The organism is Chryseobacterium sp. CS2K3 (genome assembly GCF_059515185.1).
Genome location: NZ_JCAKRW010000004.1, coordinates 252,404 through 277,395, shown reverse-complemented (window position 1 = coordinate 277,395; position 24,992 = coordinate 252,404). Strand labels below are relative to the sequence as shown.

The following is a 24,992-nucleotide window of genomic DNA, read 5'->3' as shown; positions in this document are numbered from 1 at the left end:
TGAAGTTTACAAATATTTCCTACCTTTGCAACGGCAAGTCCTAAACAACCAGCTCCTGAGAATCCTCCAGGGTGGGAACGCAGCAAAGGTAATCGGTCGTAGCGGTGTGATTTAGATAGCTTGCCATTTTTTTTTGGTTTAAAGTGAGAAGAGAGGTAATTTGATAATTATCTTTTTTTGTTTTTAATACCTTACGCATCATATTCTTTTTTTCTAATTTTTGATTACCTCAATCTTATTTTTGATTAAAATTCGAACGTCTCTCCCAATTTTGGTAAAACAAGTTCTACATTTTTATCTGCAAAATGCTTTAATGCACTTTCATGATTAATTTCAATGGCAGGGAACGTATCAAAGTGACATCCGATTACTTTTGGAGTTTTTAATAATTCTGCTGCCGCGAAAGATGCTTTTCTCGGGCACATTGTGTAGTGGCTTCCAATTGGAAGGATAGAAAGGTCAATATTCCCGTATAACCTTGGAAATAGCTCCATATCTGCCATTACTCCTGTATCTCCAGCTAAATACACGTTTTTACCTTCAGGAAGTCTGAAAATATATCCTACAGGAACGCCACCATAGCTTCCATCCGGGAAGGAACTTGTGTGATGAGCCGGAACCATTGAAATTTTAAGATCATCGATTTTTGCTGATCCTCCTAAGTTCACATCATCTGTATTTTTTGCTTGTGTAAAGTATCCGCATACTTCTGGCACTCCAATTACGGTAGCTTCCGGATAATGCTGTAATACTTCCGCTACATCTGCAATATGATCTCCATGAGCATGCGTCAACAGGATGTAATCGATTTTCTGAGCGGCAATATCAAAGCCTGATTCCGCTTTTTTGTAGTTGTAGAAAGGGTCACTTAAAATTGTCTTGTCCTTGTACGTGAACAGGAAGCAATTTTGCCCTAAGAATTGTATTTTCATTGTACGTTTAATTTTCAATTATTATTAAACACAAATGACTCAAATAATTTCACAAATAACACTCCATATTTTAGTGAACTTCGTGAAAGCATCCGTGCCATCTGTGTTTTTTATAACGCTAAGCGTTGTGTATTTACTTTATCTATTTCGATGGGAATTTGTCTTCGATTAATCTCAGATTGATCCCATGTTCCAGATACGCTTTACAACCGTCTAAAACCGTCGTAAAACCGCCAGTATTGTCATTAATCTGTTTGAGCAGATCTTCGCCTGTCTGGCTGAATCCATAGCTTTTAATCACAACAAGAGTTCCCTTTTCCATAGCTTTAAACTCGTAGTCTACGTGTACTGAAGGTTCTCCCCATTCTGTTTTTATCAGTTGATTAGGAATAATCTGATGAACATTCACCATGTTTTTCACACCATACATTTCCCATTCCCAGGTAATGGTTTTACCTTCTTCTAATTTTCCGGAAGATTTTGTAAACCAGAAATTAGTAGTGATTTCAGGATTGATGAATGCTTCAAAAACATCTTCAATCGGTTTTCTGATAAGCATCTGCGCTTCCACATAGACATTAGAACTCATGATATAGTATTTTAGATTTAGTTAAATAAATTAAGTCCGGCTGCCGTAAGAATTGCCATTACAAACGTCATAATCCCCACCTGCTTTAAATATTGGTCTAATTCCTTCGGTTCTTTTACCGACATGATACTTCTTCTCAGCTTTGTCAAAGGAAACATTAAGATCATCACAATAAAAACATAATAGTTTTGTTGTTCAAAGAATCCATTAATCCCCAGGAAAGCCAAGATCAATATCAATGGAAGATTTAACAGGATCATTTCATAGATCATCGCATTTTTAAATCCGATTCTTAATGCAAAGCTGTTTTTTCCTGATAGTTTATCACTTTCAATATCTCTCATATTGTTTAGGTTCAAAACTGCCATACTCATCATTCCTACTGCTGTTCCAGGCAATAAAATATCCCAGCTGAATGTTTTGGTAAACAGGAAGTAACTTCCACATACAGAAACCAATCCAAAGAAGATAAATACAAAGATATCTCCTAATCCCATATATCCGTAAGGCTTCTTCCCTACTGTATATCCGATTGCTGCTAAAATACTTGCCACTCCCAGTCCGATGAAGATATAAAACTCATTCATATATTCAGGAATGAAAGCAACATACAATAATGCAACGGTAGCAATAAAAGATAATGCTGAAAACAGGATGACAGCATTTTTCATTTGTTTTGCTGTAATTTTACCTGATGCCACAGCTCTTGCTTCTGCTTCATTGATTCTCTTTGCATCAGTTCCTTTTACTCCATCTCCGTAATCGTTGGCATAATTTGATAGAATCTGATATAAAAGCGTTACCAAAAGTGCCAGAGCAAAAATTTTCCAATCCCAGATTCCTCCTTCTCTGTAAAGTCTCCATTTTGCAATGAAAGCTCCCATAATAATTCCGCTTAAGGAAAGCGGTAAAGTTCTGAGCCTCGCGGCTTTTATCCAATCTGTCATAAATTTATTAGTAATAAGCAATGAGTAATAAGTAATGAAAAAAATGGCTCATTATTTATTACTCATCACCAATGTTATGATATCCATTTATCGTCTCCGAAGTTTGGCTTTCTCTTTTCAAGGAATGCATTTCTTCCTTCCTTAGCTTCCTCTGTCATATAAGCAAGACGGGTTGCTTCTCCTGCAAATACCTGCTGCCCAACCATTCCGTCGTCTGTAAGGTTCATTGCGAATTTCAGCATTCTGATAGACATTGGAGATTTCCCTAGGATTTCCTGTGCCCACTCATACGCAGTATCTTCTAATTCTGCATGAGGTACCACTTTATTTACCATTCCCATTTCGAAAGCTTCCTGAGCAGAATAGTTTCTTCCTAAAAAGAAGATTTCACGAGCTTTTTTCTGCCCAACCATTTTAGCAAGGTAAGCAGATCCATACCCCCCATCAAAGCTGGTAACATCTGCATCGGTTTGCTTAAAAATAGCATGTTCTTCACTTGCTAAAGTCAAATCACATACTACATGAAGTGAGTGTCCGCCACCAACTGCCCATCCAGGAACTACAGCAATTACCACTTTAGGCATAAAACGGATCAGACGCTGAACTTCCAGAATGTTTAAACGGTGTCTTCCGTCTTCTCCCACATATCCCTGATGCCCTCTTGCTTTTTGATCTCCTCCACTACAGAAAGCCCAGCCTCCGTCTTTAGGGCTTGGTCCTTCTCCTGAAAGTAAAACAACACCTATTGAAGGGTCTTCTGAAGCATCATAGAAAGCATCGTATAGTTCTGAAGTTGTTTTAGGTCTGAAAGCATTACGTACTTCCGGTCTGTTGAAAGCAATTCTTGCTACACCATTGCATTTTTTATAGGTAATATCTTCGTATTCCTTGACGGTTTTCCACTCAATCATTTTGTTAAAATTTTTCTCAAAGATACGGAATTACAGAGAATTTCTAAGGGTGAAATTTAGAGTTCATTTCTATAAATAAGAGATATTTTTCATGATGAGTTTTGAAAAGAAAATCTTTTAAGAATAAGTGGTGAAGAATAATATTTCTTTATTAAAAAACAAAAGCCGAAACATTTCTGTTTCAGCTTTTTTATGATTGAGTTATAAAATGATTATTTTGCTGGTGCCGCTGCACTTAGCTCAGCTTCTTTAGCTTTCATTTCTTTAACTTTATCCATGTTTTTAGTTACGATATAAATTTCTTTTAATGTAGTAACTGCATCGATATTTTTTGGAGCAACTTTATACCAGCTTTCTGCAAATGGCAAAGCTTTGTTAAATCTTTCTCTTCTTGCATCGATTAATTTAGAAGCATCATCCGGCTTATCTTTTCTTAAAGCATTGATTTCTGCTACGATTTTAGCATCATCACCGATAGTTGTGTAAACTAGGTTCTGATATGCATCAGCAAAATCCGGCTTAAGCTCTACTGCTTTCTTGAATGATTCTAAAGCATCTGCAACAGTAGCTGGTGTTTTAGCCTGCATTACTCCAAGATTGTACCAGTTTGTAGCATCATTAGGATTTTTTGCTAACTGCTCTTTTAAACCATTTACGAATTTATCCGTATTTCCTGATTGAAGGAAAGCATTAGTCTGAGCTTCTTTAAGCTTAGCATTATTCGGGAATTTAGCTAATCCTTTTTCAATGATAACAAGAGCTTCATTTCCTTTTTTCGCGTTAAGAAGTAGTGAAGATAATGTTTCATACAAATCTGGTTCTACACTTTTAGACTGCTCAGTTTTGAAATCTGAATAATCAGGATTTTTCTTCATCAATTCCCAAGTAGCTTTATCTAAGTTTACCACCTGACCGCTTTTTTTCTCTTTTGCAGTATAAGTAGTTTCTACTCCTGTAAATCCGGAATTAACAAGATCTGTATATATTTTGATAGATTCGTCACTGTTATTAGCTAACGCGTGGCTCAATCCTGCATAATACATGTATATTTTATTGTCCTGTCCAGCAGTTTTCAATAAGTCGTAAACTTCTACAAACTTAGGAGCTGCAACGGCATAATTTTTTGCGTTATATGCATCCATAGCAGCTTTGTTGGCAGCTTGAAGTTGAGCATTCAAAGCATTTGCATCTTTCTGTCCGAAAACAAAAGCAGATGCTACGATAGCTATACCTAAAATTAGTTTCTTCATAATAACTATTTTATATTAATTGTACAATTTATTCTTCAGAATCTGAATTCTCATTTTCCTCAGTTTGAGGTGTTGTATTATTATCTTCAAGGTTATCAAATAAAGACTCCATTCCTTCCTGGATTCCGTTTTCAGTTTCTTCTTCTCCTTCAGCTCCCTCAATCTCTTCAGAATCTTCTTCTACATCTTTATCCATTTCTACTTTTGCAATGGCTGCAATTTCGTCATTTTTCTTAAGATTGATCAGTTTTACACCCTGAGTATTTCTTCCCATTACTCTCATTTCATCCATTCCCATTCTGATGGCAACACCGGATTTATTGATAATCATCAATCCGTCTTCGTCTGTTACGTTTTGAATAGCAATCAGATTTCCTGTTTTTTCGGTAATGTTTAGGGTGATAACTCCTTTTCCTCCTCTGTTCGTAATTCTGTAGTCTTCTACTGCAGTTCTCTTACCATATCCTTTTTCGGATACAACAAGTACTGTTTCGTTCTCTACATCATTCACAACAATCATACCAATAACTTCATCATCGTCTTCCATCGCAATACCACGAACCCCGATAGATCCTCTACCTACTTCTCTTACTTTTTCTTCTGGGAAACGGATACACTTACCATTTTTAGTAGCGATCATGATCTGAGAAGTACCATTGGTAAGATAAGCTCCTAATAATTGGTCATTATCTCTAATTTCAATAGCATTTACCCCATTTACTCTTGGTCTTGAATAGGCTTCCAATGATGTTTTCTTGATGGTACCGTTTTTCGTTACCATTACTACGCTCATTTGGTTTACGTATTCAGAATCCTTAAGGTTATTGGTTCTGATATATGCTTTGATCTTATCATCCGGTTCGATATTGATAAGGTTTTGTACTGCTCTTCCTTTTGCTGTTTTTGAGCCTTCAGGAATTTCAAATACTCTTAACCAGTAACATCTTCCTTTTTCTGTAAAGAACAGCATATATTGGTGGTTCGTTGCAGAAACAATATATTCTAGGAAGTCGGCATCTCTTGTTGTAGCTGCTTTATTACCTACACCTCCTCTACTTTGAATTTTATATTCTGAAAGTGAAGTTCTCTTAATATATCCTGCGTGAGAAATGGTAAGAACTACAGATTCGTTCGGAATGATATCTTCAATAGACATTTCTCCTCCTGAGTAATCGATTTCAGTTCTTCTTTCGTCACCGTATTTTTCTTTGATTTCAATCAATTCATCCTTAATAATCTGGAATCTTCTTGGCTCATTGGCAAGGATATCTTCCAAATTAGCAATTTCTTTCATAATTGTATCGTACTCATCACGGATCTTATCAAGCTCCATTCCTGTCAAACGAGCCAATCTAAGATCAAGAATCGCCTGAGCCTGAATTTCTGAAAGTTCAAATGCTTCGATCAAGCCTTCTTTTGCAGCCTGAGGATTTGCACTGTGACGGATAATTGAAATTGCTCTGTCTAATGAATCCTGAGTTCCGATTACCTTCATGAACCCTTCAAGGATATGTGCTCTTTCTTTTGCTTTTTTAAGCTCAAACTGAGTTCTTCTTACGATTACTTCATGTCTGTGCTCTACAAAGTGATGAATGATATCTTTTAGGTTCAGCTGTTCAGGTCTTCCGTGTACCAACGCAATATTATTAACGCTGAAAGAAGTCTGAAGGGCTGTATATTTATATAAAAGGTTCAGAACAACGTTTGGAATGGCATCATTTTTCAATTCGTAAACAACACGAAGCCCTTTTCTATCAGATTCGTCTCTGATCTCGTGGATACCAGGGATTTTCTCGTCTTTAACAAGCTCTGCTGTTCTGGCAATCATTTCAGCTTTGTTAACCTGATAAGGAACTTCTGTTACAATAATTGCATTTCTGTTTCCAATTTCTTCGAAGTTTACTTTTGCTCTTAATACAACTCTTCCTCTTCCCGTATGGAAAGCGTCTCTCACTCCGTCATATCCGTAGATAATACCTCCTGTAGGGAAATCCGGAGCAATAATGTGCTGCATTAATTCATCAATTGTAACATCTTTATTATCAATATAAGCACAAATGGCATCTACTGATTCTGATAGGTTATGTGGCGCCATATTCGTTGCCATACCTACCGCAATACCTGACGCACCGTTCACCAAAAGGTTAGGGATTTTCGTTGGCATTACTGTTGGTTCCTGCAAACTGTCGTCGAAGTTATTCTGGAAATCAACCGTTTCTTTGTCAAGGTCAGAAAGAACCTCATCAGAGATTTTTTTCAGTCTTGCTTCGGTATAACGCATTGCTGCCGGCGGGTCTCCATCCATGGAACCGAAGTTACCCTGTCCGTCTACCTGAGGATAACGCAAGCTCCAGTCCTGAGCCATTCTCACCATCGCATCATATACAGAGGAGTCTCCGTGCGGGTGGTATTTACCCAAAACATCCCCAACAATTCTCGCAGATTTTAAATATTTTCTATTAGAAAAAACCCCTAATCCATACATACCATAAAGTACTCTTCTATGAACGGGTTTCAAGCCGTCTCTTACATCTGGTAACGCTCTTGAAACGATAACCGACATCGAATAATCGATATAAGACGACTTCATTTCATCAACAATGTTGATAGGAATCAGTCTTTCTCCTTCTTTTTGCATAAACAAATTTTATTATAATGATAGTCAGACCTTTAGCTGAAAGTCTGAAAATTATTTATTTTGAATTTTTATTAACGGGCTAATTTACGAAAAAAATGCCGATTTTTGCCTTAGAATTTATCCACAAAATCTTAAAAATTCTTAAAATATGAGCGTATTAAGTATAACTTTCCACTGCACGAAAAATAATCTGGAAGAATGGGAAAATTATATTGACGAAACATTGGTTTTAATGACCGAAAATCTAATGGATGTAAACCAGTATATCCTTTCGGAAGTTCACAGTGATTATATTGATGAAGGAAAGAATTATAACCTTTTGTTAATCTTTGATAATGATGATTTAAGGAATGACTTTCTTGAAAGCGAACTGAAAAATATTGCTGAGCATATTGAAAATAAATTCGGACAGGAGGTATTAATTTTCGATACTTTGCTAAATCCGAAAAAATCAAGGTTATAATAACAAAAATAAAAGCACTGAATATTCAGTGCTTTTTTATTATCTGTGGTGTCTATGACCACGTCCTTTGTGGTGATGACCACGATCTTCATAAATATAAACGGTCTTGGTATGACCAGGCGCGTAATATCTTGCGCTACCACCATATACTCTTTTTGCATGACCGGGAGGCATTCTTCTTCCGTGAGGTTCCTGTACTACACATGATGCCAGCATGAACACTACCGCCCCCGCTCCCATAATCTTAAACATACTTTTCATTATTTTCACTTTTTCAAACTTAGTAGCGAAATATATCAAGGTTAATACCAAAATAGCCTAAATGAAAAAAATTAATTATTGAATTTCTGTTTTTTATATTTTTCTTAATACCTGTTTCTTTTCTTTACCTGTCCCGGTGCATAATCTTTTGCGCTACCTCCATATATTTTCTTAGCCTGTCCGGGCGGAATTTTCTTTGTCTGATAATATCCACCATTATCATAGGCTACACAGGACGTAAACATAGACATGACTATCAAAGCTCCTGTAATCTTAAATATCGTTTTCATTCTTTCTTCTTTTTTCTAACTAATAGATGACTTATAGCAAGGTTCAGACCAAATTGCTTAAAGTTCAGTGCTTAGGAGGTAAGGTGGATTTTCTACAATGAAATATACTCACAGCATTATTTCTCATTAAACAATCTCACTTCTTTTTTCCATCATCACCAGATCTTTCCATTCTCCATTGAGTTTTCCTATTTTTTTGCGAACTCCAACCATTCTGAAGCCATTTTTCTGATGAGATTTTATTGCCATTTCATTTTCGGAAAAGATATTGGTCTGTAAGGTCCAGAATCCGTGGTCTTCGCTATCCAAAATTAGCTTTTTAAGCAATACTGAACCCAAACCCTTACCTTGATATTCATTATCAAAATAAATGCTTACTTCTGCAACTCCTTTAAAACATTCTCTTTTGCTCACAGGCTTTAAGGCGCACCATCCTACTACTTCGTTATTTTCGTTTTCCAAAACCCAACGGCAATCGTTGAAGTATTGCATATTCCAGGCTTCCACGGTGGGCACTTCTGTTTCTAACGTAGCAATTCCGCCGTCTACTCCCTGCTTAAAGATTTCCAAGACTCTTGCTTCGTCATTAGGAAGCATTTCTCTTAATTCGTAATTCATTATGATTAGTGATATTTTCTTTTATATTTTCTTTTAATTCTTGAATAATGGGTTTGTTTGCTTTTTTCATCTTCTGAAACCACGCTGATGTTGCCATCAACTTCGAGAACTGATAACTTAACATTTTTAATATTTTCTATACCATGTTCTCGGATCGCTTCTTCCAGCTCACTCTGTGTAATTTTCACCCTGTTCAGTGCTGCCTGATCTGCAATACCGTCTTTAATGAGAACTTCAGGATCATCCTCCATCAGCGTTTCAAATGAGCGGCTGGAAAACATAAATCTTTTCAGAATAAAATTAACAACAAACAAAACCAATGCCGCAACAACTCCTCCCTCAAGCGAGGTATTGGTGCCTACCATAGCATTTTGAACTGCATTAGAAATTAATAACAGTAACACTACATCTCCGGCATTCAGCTGGGAAAGTTGATTTTTACCAAATAATCGAATTGCAATTACCATAAAAAGATAAACACAAAGGGAACGGAAAACAACGTTAAGTATAGAATCCATCATTTTTTTATCTGATCAAATGTATTGATTTTTATGATTGCTTCAGCTTACCTGTTTTAATCTTCAGTAAATTCTCAGTTTTGAGCAACCTCATCCTTTATTGGTACAGGATTTGAGCTTTTTCTCAAAATATTTTTTATGAAGAAAGAATTATTTCTATACATAAGTATGCTGTTCTTTTTTATTGCATGTACAAAAAATACTGCTCCATCAGCCAGGTCCGCTAATACAGCCATTGAAAAAAAGATAAATGAGCTTTATAATAAATATGGTAAATCTAATGACGCCATCTATAACGAACCAATTTCTGAGGATTTATTTTCTAAAGATTTAAAGAAGGTTTTGGAAAGCGCAATAAATGCTTCAAAAGCAGATATTGAGAAAGTAAAGAGCAGTGATCATCCGGATGAAAAGCCTTTGATATTTGAAGGTGCAATTTTTTCGAGTTTATATGAAGGTTATAGCAGTTATAAGATAGAATCTATTACTGTTAAAGGAAAAACAGCTGAAGCACTTATTCAATTTGAATATGATATGGCAAGTCCCAAGGTAATCTGGAAGGATAAGGTACAACTTGTTAATATTGATCAAAAATGGAAAATTGACAATATCATTTTTGATTCTATCAAAAGTTCCAGCGATCTGAAAACTGAAATGAAAGGCTTTATACAGAGCACCCATCAATAGAAAGACCGCTTTTTATAAGCGGTCTTGTTTTTTTTATGGACACTGAACAATTGGAATTTCGCTGCAAAATACTTTGTCTGCCCATTCGCAATATGTACAATACTGTTTTGGCTGTCCTCCGTACACTGACTTTAAATCTACTTTAGTCAGTTTCTTTAAATTTTTCATATAGTTTTAATTTTATGGTTTGACAAAACTAACATGAATTCGTTATTAATTTATTACAGTTTTGTGCATAATTTTTACAGAATTTTCATTTATAAAATGAAATAAAAACACATTTAAAACCTATAACACAAACATTGTAAGCTACATAAGTCATTTTCATGTTTTTTGGAAGCTTATTTATCACAGAACAAGCAACATCAAAGGTTTACAGATATTACAGACAAGGTAAGCCAAGAAGATCCAATTCTGAACTCCACAACATCTTTACTTTCCCTTTAGAATCTAATTCAAAGATTGCTCTTTCAGGGAATTGGCAATTGGATCCGGATTTTTTATCATACCATTTAAAATCATCGTAATAGGTAAAGTAAAGGTTTTTATAGTTTCCATAAACCAGAGGATTGTAATTTCCAAATCCATAATTATTTTCTGTACTTTCTTTGGCAGCAGATTTTTTTATGGTTTTATTGATTTCTTTATAATCATTATCATATTTCAAGGGAATTTCTTTCTCTGAAGCTATTAGCGGATGCCCAATTTGGTTTTTATCAACATTGAGGATATAAGCAATATAGTCACTGCCACATTCTGTAGATTGGAAAACAACTCTTTTGATTTTACATTCCTGGAAGGATTGGGTTCCGTAAACGAAATAGCTGTCCTTCATTTCTTTTTTAAAGACTTCTTCAAACCTTTTATTATAAATTAATCGGTCTACAAATAATGTATCATAATATTTATAATCCTTCATTTCTTTATTATAGATCCACGGAAGGGAATCTTTGGCAAGAAAATTTTCATATTTTTTAGATAAGGGTAAATCGTCATTCCCAAATTGTACAGGAACACAGATGGCAATATCTTTATCCGTCAATTGATACACTCCAAATACTGTATTTTTATCTAATTGAAATTCTACTTCGCTGGTTTTAATACTATCTATTTTCTGTGTTTTTGCTTCAACAGGTGTAGTAGATACTGGTTTTTCTTCTTTACATGATAAAAGAAGCGGAAACAACGCCAGAATTGTATATTTTCTCATGATTAACGTTTGAATTTGATCGTGGTAAAAATAAAAAAAGAATCTGCTTTCGCAAATTCTTTTGTATGATTGGATGAATGTATTCTATTCCAGTTCTCTCTTCAAAAACTTCCCTGTTAAGCTCTTTTTAGATTTCACAATTTCCTCGGGAGTTCCCTGAGCCACAATTTGTCCACCATGTTTTCCTCCTTCCGGTCCTACATCAATAATGTGGTCTGCAAGTTTAATGACATCCATATTATGTTCTATAATGATGAATGAATTTCCAAGTTCTACTAATTTATTAATTGCATCCATCAGAATTTTAACATCTTCAAAGTGTAATCCCGTGGTAGGTTCGTCCAGAATATATAAGGTATTCCCGGTTTGTCTTTTTGCCAGTTCTGTTGCCAGTTTGATACGTTGTGCTTCACCTCCTGAAAGAGTTGTCGACTGCTGTCCCAACGTAATATATCCCAACCCTACGTCCTGCAATGTTTTTACTTTTGCAAAAATCTTAGGAATCGGCTGGAAAAATTCTACTGCTTCATCAATGGTCATATCCAATACATCGGAAATAGATTTTCCTTTATAACGAACTTCCAAAGTTTCTCTGTTGAAGCGTTTCCCGTTACAGGTTTCACAATGTACATATACATCCGGAAGGAAATTCATTTCAATCACTTTCAATCCTCCACCCTGGCAGGTTTCACATCTTCCACCTTTTACGTTGAAGGAGAATCTTCCCGGTTTGTAACCACGAATCTTACTTTCAGGTAATTCTGCAAAAAGGTTTCTGATATCTGTAAACATTCCTGTGTATGTTGCAGGATTTGAACGCGGTGTTCTTCCGATTGGAGTCTGGTCTACGTCTACAATTTTATCAATATTTTCAAGTCCTTCAATCTTTTTATAAGGTAAAGGTTCCTGAACAGCTCTGTAAAAATGCTTATTAAGGATTGGGTATAATGTTCCGTTAATCAATGATGATTTTCCGCTTCCTGAAATTCCGGTTACCACAACCAGTTTTCCTAATGGAATATCAAGCGTTACATTTTTAAGATTGTTTCCGGTAGCTCCTTTTAACAGAATATTTTTACCGCTTCCAGCTCTTCTCTCTGCCGGAATTTCAATTTTTCTTTTCCCGTTGATGTATTGTGCGGTAATGGTATCTGCTTTTAAAAGATCTTTCGGTTTTCCCTGCCAAAGAATTTCTCCTCCGAACTTTCCGGCTCTGGGACCAATATCCAGAACCTCATCAGCCTCCAGAATCATATCTTTATCATGTTCTACCACTAAAACCGAGTTTCCGATATCTCTAAGGTTTTTCAGAGAATTAATCAGTCTTTCATTATCTCTTTGGTGAAGTCCGATACTTGGTTCATCTAAAATGTATAATACATTCACAAGTTGAGATCCGATCTGTGTGGCAAGACGAATTCTTTGAGATTCTCCACCAGAAAGGGTTTTTGAACTTCTGCTCAAGCTTAAATAATCTAAACCTACATCTAATAAGAACTGAAGTCTGGTTTCGATTTCCTTTAAGATCTCGTGAGCAATTATTTTATTTTTTTCTGAGAATTTATCTTTAACATCTGCCAGCCATTCTTTTAAGTCTGATAAACTCAACGCATTAACTTCAGCAATATTTTTCCCATCAATTTTAAAGCTTAAGCTTGATGGCTGAAGGCGTGTTCCATGACATTCGGGACAGGTTTCTTCAGTGGTAAAGTGTCTTTCCAGTAAAACAGCTTCATAGGATTCTTTTTCTTCAATCATTTCTTCCATGAAAGCAATCAAACCATCGAAACTGATTTTTATTTTCTTAGTAATTCCTGCATACTTCAGATCTTTATTAAATTCCTTATGACACCCGTGATAAATATAGTCTAAAGCTTCTTCGGGAATATCCTGCAATGGTGTTGTCATTCCTAATCCGAAGATCTCAAGGATGTTTTTGATCTGTGAAAGAATCCATTTATTAGATTTAATGTCTTCCAATGGTAACAATCCGCCCTGGTTGATGGATAGCTTTGGGTTATCTACAAAATAATCTGTATTGATTTTTTTAATTGTTCCTAAGCCTTTACAGTCCGGGCAGCTTCCTTTTGGAGAGTTGAATGAAAATGTATTCGGTTCCGGCAACGCTAATGAATGTCCTGTTTCGGCATCCATCAGGTTTTTGGAGAAATATTCAATATCTGTACTTCCCAGTTTCTGAATTCCGATAATTCCTTCTCCCATTTCCATTGCGGTACGAAGAGATTTTTCCATTCTGCCTTCAGAAGCACTTTCGCCAATGATCCAACGATCTATAACAATATCAATATCGTGGGTTTTATAACGGTCAAGCTTTAAATCATATTCAATATCCTGCAATTCGCCATCAATCCTTGCCTGTCCATAACCTTTTTTCGCCATCTGTACGAAAAGTTCATGATAATGTCCTTTTCTGGAACGTACAACAGGAGCCAGTAGCATGATCTTCTCTCCTTTGTAGTTTTCTTTAATGGTATCCAGAATCTGATCTTCTGTATAGCTCACCAGCTTTTGTCCTGTAGACAAAGAGTAAGCATCTGAAACTCTTGCATATAAAAGACGTAAAAAGTCATAGAGCTCCGTAACGGTTCCTACAGTGGAACGAGGGTTTTTATTGGTTGTTTTCTGCTCAATGGCAATAACGGGTGAAAGTCCTTCAATTTTATCTACATCGGGACGTTCCAGCCCTCCTAAAAACTGACGGGCATAAGCAGAAAATGTTTCTATATAACGACGCTGACCTTCGGCAAAAATAGTATCAAAGGCAAGTGACGATTTTCCACTCCCTGAAAGCCCGGTAATCACTACCAGTTCATTGCGTGGAATTTTAACATTAATATTTTTCAGGTTGTGTTCACGTGCCCCGTAAACTTCTATATATTCTGTTGATTTGCTCATAATTTGGAGTGACTTTGCCTGAAAATCACAACGTGCAAAATTACGGAATTTTATGGAATTTTTTTTATTATCAGCATCATAAATTTCTTTATAATTTTGTTAATATGAGGCTTGATTTTTATATTTATGATAATAAATATCCAATAGGTTTTAGTTAGAGCCAATAGATAGATGGTATGATAAAAAACGGACTAAGTCTGTTTCTATTGAATGGGTTAATTATGACTATTTGCCTATAAACCTTTATTTTTTTATATAATATTCCCAAACCGCACTCCCAATATCAGCAATAATTTTTTCAGTATCGGTAAGTTCTTCATTAATGTCTTTAAGGTATACAGATAGTATAAAGTGTTTGCCATTAGGAAGTTTAACAATCCCGACGTCATTCATTGCTGCTCTTAAATTATTATCGTTTCTACTTGAGATTCCGGTTCGGTGAGCCAGTTCTGTACCCGGAGGAAATCCTGCTTTCATCCAGGACAATCCTCTTGAAGTTTCTACCATGATCTGGTAAAGATATTTAGTACTTTTAGGTCCCAAAACTTTTCCATTGTAAAACCTTTCCAAAAGATAAGTTGTTGCTAAAGGAGTTGTAACATTAACATAAAATTTATCAAAGGTATTCATTTCTGCTTCGTTCAATTTTATTGTAAAGTCTTTGACTCCTTGCTTGGTAATAAATTTTTGCACAGTATTTGTCCCTCCAATAATTTTCAACAGAATATCACAACCATTATTATCACTATGAGAAACGGTATATCTTAATAGCTGGTCTAATGTCAGGTACATATTTCCTTCAGGGTATTCATCTCTGATCGGGCTCCAGGTTTCAGGCATCAGATCTTCTTTTTTAATGAAAAATTTTTGATCCAATTTTAATTTTCCCTTATCTACCTGATGCAAAACCGTCAATCCGATGTGAAATTTAAATACGCTAAGCATCGGCATTTGTTTATTTCCATTAATACTTAAAGTATCTTTATCTTCCACTCCCTTCATGGATATTCCAACAGTTGCATTTTTTGCTGAAATAATATGATTGATTTTATTTCTTAAATCCTGAATGGTCTGACTTTTCAGTTGAAAATTAAAAAGACACAATAATATAATAATTGATAATTTTTTCATTAAAAAATATTTTCTGCTAGATTTAGTTACTTTCAATAATGAGCAGCGTACTAAAAATGCCGTATTTCTACGACATTTTTTATTATAATTTAAATTTTTACATATCCTGAAAATCAACGTCTTCGTTAGTAACTTTTACAAGATATTCGATGCCGTCTATAGCTTTAGCAATAATCTGATTTCTAAGAATATTTGCCATATTTTCCCAATATGCTCTTCCATAGAAGGAATAATTCTGCGGAACAATTTCTACTTCAACAGTTCTTACAAAACCTTCTTTAGGCTTATTGCTGATCATTGTTCCTCTCCTTACTCTTACTTCCCTTAATTCATCTTTCAGAATCATTCGGCAATAGTTTTTTACATCTTCAAGGGAAATGATCTTATCCCTTGTAGTTAATGCATATTTATAAGCCTGAATACTGTCTGTACCTTTTTGTTCTTCGGCACCGCCCAATGTTTCTGAAAGCAATACTATGGTCTGAGATTTCAACTGATTGGAAAGTTCTGTTCCCGGACGCATATGATTGGCGAAAGTACAATGGGTAACCCAAAATGAAGCATACGTATGATCTGTTTTTTCAACAGGTTCCATGATCACATAGTTCAGTTCCTGTCTTATATTTCTTTTGGCATTATTTACTTTCTGCACCATAGACTTCATCTTGTCAGACATTTCACTCAGGACTCCTTTTACGTTGTCTCTGTTGAGAAGTGAAAATGCAGCAATTTCATCCCTGGTAAGTTCGAGAACATTTGCGATCATATCTACTGCATTTCTGCTTGTGAAGCGCTCCATTCCTCCTTTTCTTACGGTGTACAATCCTTTTTTAAGATCATCAGCCGGAGTAAAAGGGATCTCGGTATATTTTCTTCCGTCTCCATCCTGAACCTCATCTACATACAGGAAATGTTCTCCTTCGTCTGTTACCAAAGGGATATTATTTCCCATGATATCAAGACTGTATTCTGTTTTCTTCCAACCTCTGTTGTAAATTGGAAAAGCATTTAATACAAATAAGAAGTTGTCCAGAATTTCTGCAGAAAATTGTGGCGGGAATTCAAAAGTAAGCCATAGATAACGCTTATTATCAATATATTTTACCACTTCTTCTTTTGAGGCAAGGAATTCAAGGTTTTGAGGAAGCTGCCCCGGTTCTGAGAAAAGACTATTGGAAATTCCGGTAATCTCAATGAACTTATGACGGTAGATACTTTTTATATCTTCAATTACCTTATTTTTAATGGATTGTTCTTTAAACATTTGTTCGTATCCATCAACCTGATTTTCTGTAAGGTAACTTAAACCTTCCCGTACAAATAACGGATTTCCGTTACTTGAAACAGTGATATAGGGCAATAGCTTATACACAAAGTCCAAATGCTCAAATGCAGGATTGGAGCAGAATATACTTAGATATTTAGGGAAGTTTTCACTTACGTATTTGCTTACATCAACTCCTATGGTAATTTTTCTGTAATCTTCGGGTTTTCCCTGAAATCTTGCAATAGGAATTTTATTGAAACGATCATCAATACTGTAACACGTGTTTCCTACAAACATTATAGAAGTGTGTACTTTGTTGATTCTTACATTTCCTACCGGTGTAAAAGGGATATTCAATTGCTTATCCGATTCCGATTTAATGGTAGAAGTCATCTGCTTACGGAAGAAAAATTCTGTGTGCTCAAGTAAAACCTCAGAAGATTCATAAGGTTGGGTAAAAGCAACAGAATGTGCCGGAATGGGATGTGTATAAATAGATGGGGTCAACAGTTTTGCCAGTTTTTCTAAAATGCGGGCATTTACTGTCTGTATTTCGTTATTTGCTTTAAATACTTCTGTACTGAATGCGTCTATCAATAGTTTTACAAACGGATCTAAAGACTGTGGGCTTTTCAATCCCCAAACTTTAGTTGCATTCTGAAGCATTCTTGCTTTTACTGATTCTTTAGAATAAATATTCTGATCTAAATTCATAATTTTTTTTCGCTGTTAAAAATATTAATCAATAGACATCGGGCTTAGGAACAGTTCCGTTGAAAAACTGAAACGTTCTCCTGTTTCCTCCATCTTTGCATTGATGGCAATTCTTACTTTCTTTTTGATTTCGGTGTGTTCTTTAGTATCGTAGCTGTGTTCTACAAATTGTATATTGGCATCTATCTGCGGCTGTACGATCCTCGGTTCATATTCCTGGATCTGTCTTCTAAGGCTTTTGATAAAAACGCTTTCCCAAATGGCGCTTGTTACTCCGTTATCAAATTCCAGGTTCCAAACGTCATTTCCATAGTTTTCATCGTATCTGTTCTCTCCTTTTTTAGTGGTGATCAGCAGCATAATATTATGGGCTATACTTTCTCCCATATCGCAGGTATCGATACTGCCACCTTCAGTCATTAGCGTAGAGGGTACGAAGGGCATTCTGTAATTTGGTGTATCCATAACTTATTGTTTTTACTTCATGGTTCCGCTTTCTTAAAAACGAAATACCAAAATACACATTTTCACTAAATAATTGCCATAATAAATTAAAATATTATTCAAAAAAAGGACCTTCAAAATGAATTGAAAGTCCTGAATCTATTATCTATATTATATTCATTATCTTACTTTAATGATCCGTGTTTTTTCGGTTAATAAAATAATACACCGGAAGCCCAAGAAGAACTAATAAAAATCCGGGCCATGTATATTGTTGTTTATATATTAAAAGAAGAATACAAAAACAGGTACCGATCACCAAATAAATAATTGGAGTTATCGGATATAACCACGTTTTATAAGGTCTTTCCAATGCCGGTTGTTTTACTCTCAGATAAATTACCCCGAAGACTGTAATCATATAGAACAGAACGATCACAAAGGAAATCATATCCAGTAAGTTTCCGTACTGTCCGCTCAGGCATAGTAAAGAAGCCCAGACACCCTGCATCCATAATGCATTTTCCGGAACTTCATTTTTATTATTCTTCACTGCCGACTGAAAGAACATTCCATCTTTTGCCATAGTCTGGAAAACTCTTGCTCCGGCTAAGATTAGTCCATTATCACATCCAAAAGTAGAAACCATCACTAAAAGAGCTATGATAATAGTTCCTGCGCTTCCAAAAATATTTTGTGATGCCGCTACTGCTACCCTGTCATTAGCTGCAAAGGCAATTGAATCCCTGTCTAATGCATTCAAATAAACAAAATTGACCGCAATATAAAGAATCATTACAGCCGAAGTGCCGTAGATCATTGACTTCACTACATTTTTTTTTGGATTTTCTATTTCCCCAGACACAAAAGTTACACTTTCCCACGCCACAGAACTGAAAACAGAGCCTACCATAGCTGCGGCGATACCTCCCAATAAAGTCATGCCACCAATGGGCTCCCAGCCATCTTTTAAGAAATTTCCACTTACATCTTTTTTAAGATTGCTAAAAGCATCTGTTCCCCAACTGAAATTTTCTGCTAAATGAGAAAAATCAACTAATATGAAACCTAATGCTATTAGACCAATCAATGCTATAATCTTAGATCCTGTGAATATATTCTGTAGAATCTTGCCACTTTGTACTCCTCTTGTATTGATATAAGTAAGCAGAAGAATAACTGCGATTGCTAAAATTTGTATCCATGTAATTTTAAACTCACCACTCTGAAAAATAGGAGCAGCATCATTAAGTGAAGGTATAAGATATGCTGTAAATTTACCAAAAGCCATTGCTACAGCAGCAATTGTTCCTGTTTGTATCACGGTAAACAGACCCCAACCGTACAAAAAGCCCATTCTTTTTCCAAAGATCTCTTTCAGATAAGTATATTGTCCTCCAGCTTTTGGAAATAACGCGGAAAGTTCACCGTAACTTATCGCAGCAGCTACTGTCATCACACCGGTTATAATCCATACAACGATCATCCAGAATCCAGACCCCATATTTCGCATCATATCGGCACTTACAATAAATATTCCGCTTCCGATCATAGATCCCATCACAAGCATAATGGCATCCCATAATTTCAGTTTTTTTTGCATAGTCAAGTATAGGCGTCAAATATAAACAAATCTCTCTTTCATTTTGAATTTTATTAAAATTTTACAGAACGACCTGTTTTTTATCAATATTTATCAGTTTATGATTCGATTTTAATTAGTATTTTTGAGGAAAATATTAACAATGAAATTCAAAGCGATATTATTTGCGGCAGCTGTAAGTGCTTCTACTTTTACTTTTGCACAGGAGACCTCTCAGAAAAAAGTAGGTCCTCCAGCAGGAAATGCTCTTGTAGGTGATGCTTACGGAGCAGGAGTTGCTTCCAACACTGAATCTAAAGCAATTTCAGTAGAAAAATTAGGAAAAAAGCTTAAAAAAGAAAATAAAAAGCTGGAAAATATAGCAATCAAAGGGAAAGTAACTGATGTTTGTGAGAAAAAAGGGTGCTGGTTAACAATCCAGACTGAAGATAATTCGCAGTTTTTCGTAAAAATGAAAGATTATGCTTTCTTCGTTCCAACTGCTTTAAAAGGTAAAAATGTAGTATTGGAAGGAAATGCGGAAAGAAAAGTGATTTCTGTAGATGAGCAGAAACATTATGCAGAAGATGCTAAGAAACCTCAAGCTGAAATTGATGCCATTACACAGCCGAAAGAAGAGATCAGATTCCTGGCAAGTGGTATTAAAGTGGTGAACTAAGATACGAACAGGATAAAAAATAAACAAACCTCCGGAGAAGGCTCTCCGGAGGTTTGTTTTAATAATTTGGATTTTGGCTAAAGCCGTTGAATAACCTATTCTGGATCAGGAGCAAAAGTTGGGGGCTACGCAAAAAGTTTCGTTAATCTGAAGAAAAAATAAATTATCTTTTTACTCCTCTAAGCTTTATACTTAAATTTTCTATAAACGCAAAGACATGATGGAATTGATTATTGATAAGGGAGCTAAAAAAGAGACAAAAGTCGCTGATGAAGCGATGTAGATACGCGTACGCTTAGAAAGAATCAATACAATTGATTCAACCTTTGCTTCCTAAAATACAACACCAGATAATAGAAATCCTTTGCGTTAAATTTTAAAATTAAACTGATCTAAATATTCTAAGCCCCACAACTTTTGCGCTTGATCCCCTATTCTGTTAAACAGGCTAAAGCCCGTTTCTATTGAAGATAAATCTCGCGAATTTTACAGATTCTTTCTCTACAATAAATGTGTTTGAATAATCAAATCTTAGAGAAAATTCCTAACACGCTTTATATCTTTATATATATTCCAACAAAAAGTTCGGCAATCCAAAGGATTGCCGAAACTCTTAATCTTCTATTTTAAAATCTACTACTGCATCCAGTTTTGGATATTTATTATCAGAAACAAATCTTTTTCCCGTACAATCTATTTCTATCCATCCTTTTCTTTTTTTCACATCCCCTGCTTCCATAACAAAAGGAATAAAGGAAATATCGTCCTGCCCCTCTTCTTTCATTTCTCTATATTGAACTGCAATATCTAAAATACATTCGTGGTCTGTATTCAGTTTTACATTCCTATATATAATATCATAATGCGTTTCTTTATTTTCCGGAATTTCAAGGTAAGTTTCCCAACCTTCGATATCAGAGTTCAGTTCACTGATTGCTTTTAATGCATAGTATAATGCAACAGTATAATATTTTCGAGTTCCCTTTCTTGTATAATCATCTATAAAGTGCCCGCCTTCAAATAATATAGTAGGCATTCCTGCTTTAATGAAATTATCTCCGGTAGAAGTCGGATAAAACTCATCAGAATATCTGCCGATCTGATTAGGGATCATATCTTTTAAATGAGTATAAACGCTACCGATCACAGCCATACATTTTTTTCTGTTTTCAGTAACTGTTCGTTCTACATTTTCAGATGGTGCTAAAAAGGAAAGAGTTGCCGGATGAATACCATCTGTTGTAAAAATAGTTCTTTGCTCATGAAGATTTAAAGCGTAATCATACTTCTTAGAAGCCGCTACATTTTTAAGGAATTTAATCTCCCTACTTGCTTCATTATGAAAATCACGGTTCAGGTCAATATCTGAAGCATTCAGTCTTGTCCATTTTTCGGATCCGTCAGGATTCAGCATAAAGATAAAATCAAGTCTTATTTTATTGAACAGATCATTCTTCAATTCCGGAGCCTTATCAAGAGTTGTCAAAAGGTCAAGCATTGCATGAGTTGCATTAGATTCATTCCCGTGCATTTGTGACCAAGCCAACACCTGGATATTTCCGGTTCCGATGCTTAACTGATAAATAGGTTTGTCTAAAAATGATTTTCCGATCTCTGTTATATAATCGTTGAGATTCGCCTGTAGGTAAGAAAATAATTTTTCAGGGGAAATATAGCGATTTGGGAAATCGGGGGTTGCAGAGTAAATATGTTCAAAGTTCATTATTCGATATATAGTTTACAAGAATCAAAATTAACCATTTTAAGGGATAAAAACTAGATTAACATTTGTAAACAATTGTAAAATTACAACTTTTCTTTAATTTTTCTGTTTATAAAATTAAATTTACAAAAGTTAAATAATCAAATTCCAGGTTGATTAGTCACTTAACAGTTGTAACATTGTTAAACAACCTATACAGACAATTTGTCTGTGGATAAAATTGTGGATTGTGAATAATTTAAAACAATATATTTAAATTAATATAAATCAATTGGTTATGAAGTTTATTTAAATAGTATTTTTAATATTACTTGAAGTAAGAAACTACCTGTTTTAAGACAGATAGGCATAACTTTTTTAAACAAATAAAATAGATAAAATACACGTTTGTATAGGCAAATACAATTGTAAATACCTCTACAATTGATAAAACTTTTATTTTTTGACTTAAAGTAGAATTTTATTTAAAGATCAAACTTATCAAAAAATGAATTTTAAGAGAATAAAGAAATTTAAGGGCTAACAATTGTAAATATGGTCTATATCATGTAATTCATGTAATCATTTTACATTTGTATATTATTATAAAGCCTTATTTAAACGTATTTAAGCAGTATTTTAAAGCATTCTAAGGCTTCTATGAAGAAATTACTATTGTAAACAAATTTAGTCGATAAAACAGAGCTTTAAAAAGAACATTATCCATTCAAAAATATATTTTTATAATGGCAAATCTACCCAACTCATACTTTTATATAATAATAGAATTTACGGATTACAATATTAAAACACAAATGTAATTAATATGCATTATTTTGAATATCAATCATTTAAAATTAATTTACATTTGTGTATTTATGAATTATCATTTCTTTTACATTTGTTATTTGCTTTTGTAAATTATATTATTTACATTTGTAACATAATTAAAGGCTTATTTTTATGAGTTTAAACGAAAGAATTTCAAAAGTTATCGAGTACTCCAATCTTACTCCATCTGAATTTGCAGATGAGATCGATGTACAGCGTTCTTCGATTTCGCATATTACGTCCGGAAGAAATAAACCTTCTCTGGAGTTTATCATAAAAATAAAATCTCGTTTCCCCGAACTTCTTTGGGATTGGTTAGTAACGGGTGAAGGCGAAATGATAAAATCAGAATTGCCTACCCCTGAAGTTTACAAAGAAGAAGCTGAAGAGGATACTGTAAAAACAACTCCTCTCCCCGACCTGTTCACAATGATGAATAACGATAATGAATTCGGGAGTGATGAAACGGAAACAAAGCTTCCCGAAACAAGTCCTGTAGAATCCTTTATTCCGTCGCAAAGTAAAGCTTCAGAAAAAATATCCGATTCTCAGCGATTAGAAATTTCTCCAGAAGAAATAATAAGTCAAGCTATTGGAAATCAAACCAATAAGATAAAACGTATTGTATTGTTCTATGAAAATGGAAAATTTGAAAGTTTTGAGCCATAAAAAACCTGACTAAGGAATTAGTCAGGCTAAAAAATATTTGAAGAAGAAAACTAAAGCTATTATGCTTTATTTGTTTTTTAACTGGAATGACATATAAACATCCAGAGATATTATTTTTCTTGTTTTAATGAGCATTTATTGCTTTATATCCGGAACTTTAATCTTTATATCAGATGGCGGTAATTTAAAATATAAAATGAATCATTTATATATTAACAATATGATCATAAAACATTATTTTATTAATTCTTATAGTCATATCAAATATAAAAAATTTAAATAAAATCAGCAATAAAAATTTAATTATTTTAACAAATAATTAATACTATATACAAATAGATTAATAATTAAAAATATAAGTTATTTATTTTCACTAAGCAATTTAATATTAAGCATGAAGTATATTGATAATCAATTACTTTTATTTTACAGAAACTTATTAGTCATTGAAAGCAAGTTTTAATAAGATTTCTGTTTAATTATCTCCAAATAAAAAGACCCGCGAAATTGCGGGTCTTTCCTTATCTTAAAAGCAAAGTCTATCTGCTGCTTTTTCTTCTTTCTAATTCTTTTTTGATCAGTCCAAGCTCTCTTCCCGTTTGTCCGGCTACAGAGGTGTTTTCCTGAGCTCTTCTCGTAAGATATGGTACAACATCCTTTACAGGACCATATGGAAGATATTTAGCCACGTTATAACCTTTATCAGAAAGATAGAATGTAATATTATCACTCATCCCGTAAAGCTGTCCAAAATAAACATGTGGATTTCCATTTTCCAAAGATTTGGATTTCATTTTATCCATGATCAATTCAGAAGAAATTTCATTGTGAGTTCCAAAGAAAGCAGATACTTTATCCAGGTGATTCATTACAAAATCAATTCCTGCATTGTAATTTTTATCTGAAGCTTCTTTATTTGGCTGAATTGGATCTGCATATCCTTTTTCTGCTGCTCTCGCTCTTTCTTTTTCCATATAAGCTCCACGTACGATCTTATATCCGATAAAGTAATTTTTTTCTCTTGCTCTTTGAAGATGTGCTTCCATATATTCCAATCTTCCGGTTCTGTACATCTGGATTGTATTCCAAACGATTGGTTTTTCCTGGTTATATTTCTCCATCATTTCTTCACAAAGCTGATCCGCCGAATCCTGCATCCAGGTTTCTTCAGCATCTACCATTACTTTTTTATCATTTTCATGACAAAGAGCACATACCTCATCAAATCTTTTTACCACTCTCTCCCATTCTTCTTTCTGACTTGTAGTAAGTTCAGCACCTTTTCCAACAGCTTCATAAAGATCAATTCTTCCAAATGCGGTAGGCTTAAATACAATAAAAGGAATTGCCGGATTTCCTACTGAGAACCTTACAATATCCTTAATTTCTTTACATACGGCATCGAAAGTTGCTTCATCTTCTTTCCCTTCAATGGAATAGTCGAAAATACTCCCAACTCCTCTTTTGAAAAGCTGTTTTACTACCTTCATACTTTCTTCACGGGTTTCACCACCACAAAACTGCTCAAACAAAGTGTTTTTTACAATTCCGGTAACGAATGGAAAGTTGTTGTGTACTGTAAAATTAAGAACAGATGTTCCAAGGCTGGTAAGTGCAGGTTGTTCAATCATTTTAAACATCCAGTAAGCCTTTCTCAATTGTGCATCTGACTTGTCTGCAAATGCAACTTTAGTATCATTAAAAATGGGCATTCCTATTTATTAAATTTAATTACGCAAAGGT

General features: G+C 34.6%; 23 protein-coding genes and 1 other RNA gene. 5 read left to right on the top strand and 19 right to left on the bottom strand.

Features of this window, described 5'->3' with window-relative positions; genetic code table 11:
* The first annotated feature begins 31 nt into the window (after positions 1-31).
* An RNA gene (gene ffs / locus AC5YGG_RS08685) (signal recognition particle sRNA small type) lies at positions 32-129 on the top strand.
* Positions 130-245: 116 nt separating this feature from the next.
* On the opposite strand, the gene AC5YGG_RS08680 is transcribed toward ffs, so the two are convergent.
* The 6 genes from AC5YGG_RS08680 to gyrA all read right to left on the bottom strand — a co-directional run bounded on the left by AC5YGG_RS08680 (position 246) and on the right by gyrA (position 7,267).
* Positions 246-932 (bottom strand): metal-dependent hydrolase, encoded by a 687-nt coding sequence (locus AC5YGG_RS08680; protein ID WP_496144119.1) that lies wholly within the window; start codon positions 930-932, stop codon positions 246-248.
* A 142-nt stretch (positions 933-1,074) separates the two neighbouring features.
* Complete coding sequence (locus AC5YGG_RS08675) at positions 1,075-1,521, bottom strand: SRPBCC family protein (RefSeq protein WP_496144118.1); 447 nt, start codon at positions 1,519-1,521, stop codon at positions 1,075-1,077.
* Positions 1,522-1,538: 17 nt separating this feature from the next.
* On the bottom strand, positions 1,539-2,468 hold the full coding sequence (menA, locus tag AC5YGG_RS08670; RefSeq protein WP_496144117.1) for a 1,4-dihydroxy-2-naphthoate octaprenyltransferase: 930 nt from the start codon (positions 2,466-2,468) through the stop codon (positions 1,539-1,541).
* A gap of 74 nt (positions 2,469-2,542) precedes the next feature.
* Positions 2,543-3,379 carry a 1,4-dihydroxy-2-naphthoyl-CoA synthase gene (locus AC5YGG_RS08665; protein ID WP_496144116.1) on the bottom strand — a complete coding sequence of 279 codons (837 nt, stop codon included), beginning with the start codon at positions 3,377-3,379 and terminating at the stop codon, positions 2,543-2,545.
* Between the two features lie 212 nt (positions 3,380-3,591).
* A complete protein-coding gene (locus AC5YGG_RS08660; protein ID WP_496144115.1) occupies positions 3,592-4,629 on the bottom strand; it encodes a tetratricopeptide repeat protein in 1,038 nt (345 codons plus the stop codon).
* Positions 4,630-4,657: 28 nt separating this feature from the next.
* Positions 4,658-7,267, bottom strand: a complete 2,610-nt coding sequence (gene gyrA, locus AC5YGG_RS08655; protein ID WP_496144114.1) for a DNA gyrase subunit A — start codon at positions 7,265-7,267, stop codon at positions 4,658-4,660.
* Between the two features lie 148 nt (positions 7,268-7,415).
* On the opposite strand from gyrA, the gene AC5YGG_RS08650 reads away from it, so the two are divergent.
* A complete protein-coding gene (locus tag AC5YGG_RS08650) occupies positions 7,416-7,730 on the top strand; it encodes a DUF4286 family protein (protein WP_065394274.1) in 315 nt (104 codons plus the stop codon).
* Between the two features lie 39 nt (positions 7,731-7,769).
* On the opposite strand, the gene AC5YGG_RS08645 is transcribed toward AC5YGG_RS08650, so the two are convergent.
* The 4 genes from AC5YGG_RS08645 to AC5YGG_RS08630 all read right to left on the bottom strand — a co-directional run bounded on the left by AC5YGG_RS08645 (position 7,770) and on the right by AC5YGG_RS08630 (position 9,417).
* Positions 7,770-7,991 carry a hypothetical protein gene (locus AC5YGG_RS08645; RefSeq protein ID WP_496144113.1) on the bottom strand — a complete coding sequence of 74 codons (222 nt, stop codon included), beginning with the start codon at positions 7,989-7,991 and terminating at the stop codon, positions 7,770-7,772.
* Positions 7,992-8,095: 104 nt separating this feature from the next.
* Positions 8,096-8,281 carry a quinol oxidase subunit 4 gene (locus AC5YGG_RS08640; protein ID WP_496144112.1) on the bottom strand — a complete coding sequence of 62 codons (186 nt, stop codon included), beginning with the start codon at positions 8,279-8,281 and terminating at the stop codon, positions 8,096-8,098.
* 126 nt (positions 8,282-8,407) lie between these two features.
* On the bottom strand, positions 8,408-8,899 hold the full coding sequence (locus AC5YGG_RS08635) for a GNAT family N-acetyltransferase (protein ID WP_496144111.1): 492 nt from the start codon (positions 8,897-8,899) through the stop codon (positions 8,408-8,410).
* A 5-nt stretch (positions 8,900-8,904) separates the two neighbouring features.
* Positions 8,905-9,417, bottom strand: a complete 513-nt coding sequence (locus tag AC5YGG_RS08630) for a DUF421 domain-containing protein (RefSeq protein ID WP_496144271.1) — start codon at positions 9,415-9,417, stop codon at positions 8,905-8,907.
* A 138-nt stretch (positions 9,418-9,555) separates the two neighbouring features.
* On the opposite strand from AC5YGG_RS08630, the gene AC5YGG_RS08625 reads away from it, so the two are divergent.
* On the top strand, positions 9,556-10,104 hold the full coding sequence (locus AC5YGG_RS08625; RefSeq protein ID WP_496144110.1) for a hypothetical protein: 549 nt from the start codon (positions 9,556-9,558) through the stop codon (positions 10,102-10,104).
* A 33-nt stretch (positions 10,105-10,137) separates the two neighbouring features.
* On the opposite strand, the gene AC5YGG_RS08620 is transcribed toward AC5YGG_RS08625, so the two are convergent.
* The 7 genes from AC5YGG_RS08620 to AC5YGG_RS08590 all read right to left on the bottom strand — a co-directional run bounded on the left by AC5YGG_RS08620 (position 10,138) and on the right by AC5YGG_RS08590 (position 19,389).
* Complete coding sequence (locus AC5YGG_RS08620) at positions 10,138-10,272, bottom strand: bacteriocin-like protein (protein ID WP_076550267.1); 135 nt, start codon at positions 10,270-10,272, stop codon at positions 10,138-10,140.
* A gap of 214 nt (positions 10,273-10,486) precedes the next feature.
* The gene (locus AC5YGG_RS08615; protein WP_496144109.1) at positions 10,487-11,314 is read right to left on the bottom strand and encodes a hypothetical protein; all 828 of its coding nucleotides are present in this window, start codon (positions 11,312-11,314) and stop codon (positions 10,487-10,489) included.
* 84 nt (positions 11,315-11,398) lie between these two features.
* Positions 11,399-14,230 (bottom strand): excinuclease ABC subunit UvrA, encoded by a 2,832-nt coding sequence (uvrA, locus tag AC5YGG_RS08610; protein WP_496144108.1) that lies wholly within the window; start codon positions 14,228-14,230, stop codon positions 11,399-11,401.
* A gap of 243 nt (positions 14,231-14,473) precedes the next feature.
* Entirely contained in the window at positions 14,474-15,361 is an 888-nt protein-coding gene (bla, locus tag AC5YGG_RS08605) for a class A beta-lactamase, subclass A2 (protein ID WP_496144107.1), read from the bottom strand.
* A gap of 97 nt (positions 15,362-15,458) precedes the next feature.
* Complete coding sequence (locus AC5YGG_RS08600; RefSeq protein WP_496144106.1) at positions 15,459-17,342, bottom strand: type VI secretion system baseplate subunit TssF; 1,884 nt, start codon at positions 17,340-17,342, stop codon at positions 15,459-15,461.
* A 24-nt stretch (positions 17,343-17,366) separates the two neighbouring features.
* Positions 17,367-17,807 (bottom strand): GPW/gp25 family protein, encoded by a 441-nt coding sequence (locus tag AC5YGG_RS08595; RefSeq protein WP_065394267.1) that lies wholly within the window; start codon positions 17,805-17,807, stop codon positions 17,367-17,369.
* A gap of 169 nt (positions 17,808-17,976) precedes the next feature.
* Complete coding sequence (locus AC5YGG_RS08590) at positions 17,977-19,389, bottom strand: APC family permease (protein ID WP_496144105.1); 1,413 nt, start codon at positions 19,387-19,389, stop codon at positions 17,977-17,979.
* 142 nt (positions 19,390-19,531) lie between these two features.
* Between AC5YGG_RS08590 and AC5YGG_RS08585 the strand changes: the two genes are divergently transcribed.
* Positions 19,532-20,047, top strand: a complete 516-nt coding sequence (locus AC5YGG_RS08585) for a DUF4920 domain-containing protein (RefSeq protein WP_496144104.1) — start codon at positions 19,532-19,534, stop codon at positions 20,045-20,047.
* A gap of 613 nt (positions 20,048-20,660) precedes the next feature.
* Here AC5YGG_RS08585 and AC5YGG_RS08580 read toward each other — a convergent pair.
* Positions 20,661-21,770 (bottom strand): M14 family zinc carboxypeptidase, encoded by a 1,110-nt coding sequence (locus AC5YGG_RS08580; protein ID WP_496144103.1) that lies wholly within the window; start codon positions 21,768-21,770, stop codon positions 20,661-20,663.
* 942 nt (positions 21,771-22,712) lie between these two features.
* Here AC5YGG_RS08580 and AC5YGG_RS08575 point away from each other — a divergent pair.
* Complete coding sequence (locus tag AC5YGG_RS08575; RefSeq protein ID WP_496144102.1) at positions 22,713-23,249, top strand: helix-turn-helix domain-containing protein; 537 nt, start codon at positions 22,713-22,715, stop codon at positions 23,247-23,249.
* A gap of 539 nt (positions 23,250-23,788) precedes the next feature.
* On the opposite strand, the gene AC5YGG_RS08570 is transcribed toward AC5YGG_RS08575, so the two are convergent.
* Positions 23,789-24,961 (bottom strand): proline dehydrogenase family protein, encoded by a 1,173-nt coding sequence (locus AC5YGG_RS08570; protein WP_496144101.1) that lies wholly within the window; start codon positions 24,959-24,961, stop codon positions 23,789-23,791.
* Between the last annotated feature and the right edge of the window lie 31 nt (positions 24,962-24,992).

Coding starts and splice junctions, on each gene's coding strand:
- AC5YGG_RS08680 (WP_496144119.1), bottom strand. CDS start 932: ATGAAAATACAATTCTTAGGGCAAAATTGCTTCCTGTTCACGTACAAG.
- AC5YGG_RS08675 (WP_496144118.1), bottom strand. CDS start 1,521: ATGAGTTCTAATGTCTATGTGGAAGCGCAGATGCTTATCAGAAAACCG.
- menA (WP_496144117.1), bottom strand. CDS start 2,468: ATGACAGATTGGATAAAAGCCGCGAGGCTCAGAACTTTACCGCTTTCC.
- AC5YGG_RS08665 (WP_496144116.1), bottom strand. CDS start 3,379: ATGATTGAGTGGAAAACCGTCAAGGAATACGAAGATATTACCTATAAA.
- AC5YGG_RS08660 (WP_496144115.1), bottom strand. CDS start 4,629: ATGAAGAAACTAATTTTAGGTATAGCTATCGTAGCATCTGCTTTTGTT.
- gyrA (WP_496144114.1), bottom strand. CDS start 7,267: ATGCAAAAAGAAGGAGAAAGACTGATTCCTATCAACATTGTTGATGAA.
- AC5YGG_RS08650 (WP_065394274.1), top strand. CDS start 7,416: ATGAGCGTATTAAGTATAACTTTCCACTGCACGAAAAATAATCTGGAA.
- AC5YGG_RS08645 (WP_496144113.1), bottom strand. CDS start 7,991: ATGAAAAGTATGTTTAAGATTATGGGAGCGGGGGCGGTAGTGTTCATG.
- AC5YGG_RS08640 (WP_496144112.1), bottom strand. CDS start 8,281: ATGAAAACGATATTTAAGATTACAGGAGCTTTGATAGTCATGTCTATG.
- AC5YGG_RS08635 (WP_496144111.1), bottom strand. CDS start 8,899: ATGAATTACGAATTAAGAGAAATGCTTCCTAATGACGAAGCAAGAGTC.
- AC5YGG_RS08630 (WP_496144271.1), bottom strand. CDS start 9,417: ATGGATTCTATACTTAACGTTGTTTTCCGTTCCCTTTGTGTTTATCTT.
- AC5YGG_RS08625 (WP_496144110.1), top strand. CDS start 9,556: ATGAAGAAAGAATTATTTCTATACATAAGTATGCTGTTCTTTTTTATT.
- AC5YGG_RS08620 (WP_076550267.1), bottom strand. CDS start 10,272: ATGAAAAATTTAAAGAAACTGACTAAAGTAGATTTAAAGTCAGTGTAC.
- AC5YGG_RS08615 (WP_496144109.1), bottom strand. CDS start 11,314: ATGAGAAAATATACAATTCTGGCGTTGTTTCCGCTTCTTTTATCATGT.
- uvrA (WP_496144108.1), bottom strand. CDS start 14,230: ATGAGCAAATCAACAGAATATATAGAAGTTTACGGGGCACGTGAACAC.
- bla (WP_496144107.1), bottom strand. CDS start 15,361: ATGAAAAAATTATCAATTATTATATTATTGTGTCTTTTTAATTTTCAA.
- AC5YGG_RS08600 (WP_496144106.1), bottom strand. CDS start 17,342: ATGAATTTAGATCAGAATATTTATTCTAAAGAATCAGTAAAAGCAAGA.
- AC5YGG_RS08595 (WP_065394267.1), bottom strand. CDS start 17,807: ATGGATACACCAAATTACAGAATGCCCTTCGTACCCTCTACGCTAATG.
- AC5YGG_RS08590 (WP_496144105.1), bottom strand. CDS start 19,389: ATGCAAAAAAAACTGAAATTATGGGATGCCATTATGCTTGTGATGGGA.
- AC5YGG_RS08585 (WP_496144104.1), top strand. CDS start 19,532: ATGAAATTCAAAGCGATATTATTTGCGGCAGCTGTAAGTGCTTCTACT.
- AC5YGG_RS08580 (WP_496144103.1), bottom strand. CDS start 21,770: ATGAACTTTGAACATATTTACTCTGCAACCCCCGATTTCCCAAATCGC.
- AC5YGG_RS08575 (WP_496144102.1), top strand. CDS start 22,713: ATGAGTTTAAACGAAAGAATTTCAAAAGTTATCGAGTACTCCAATCTT.
- AC5YGG_RS08570 (WP_496144101.1), bottom strand. CDS start 24,961: ATGCCCATTTTTAATGATACTAAAGTTGCATTTGCAGACAAGTCAGAT.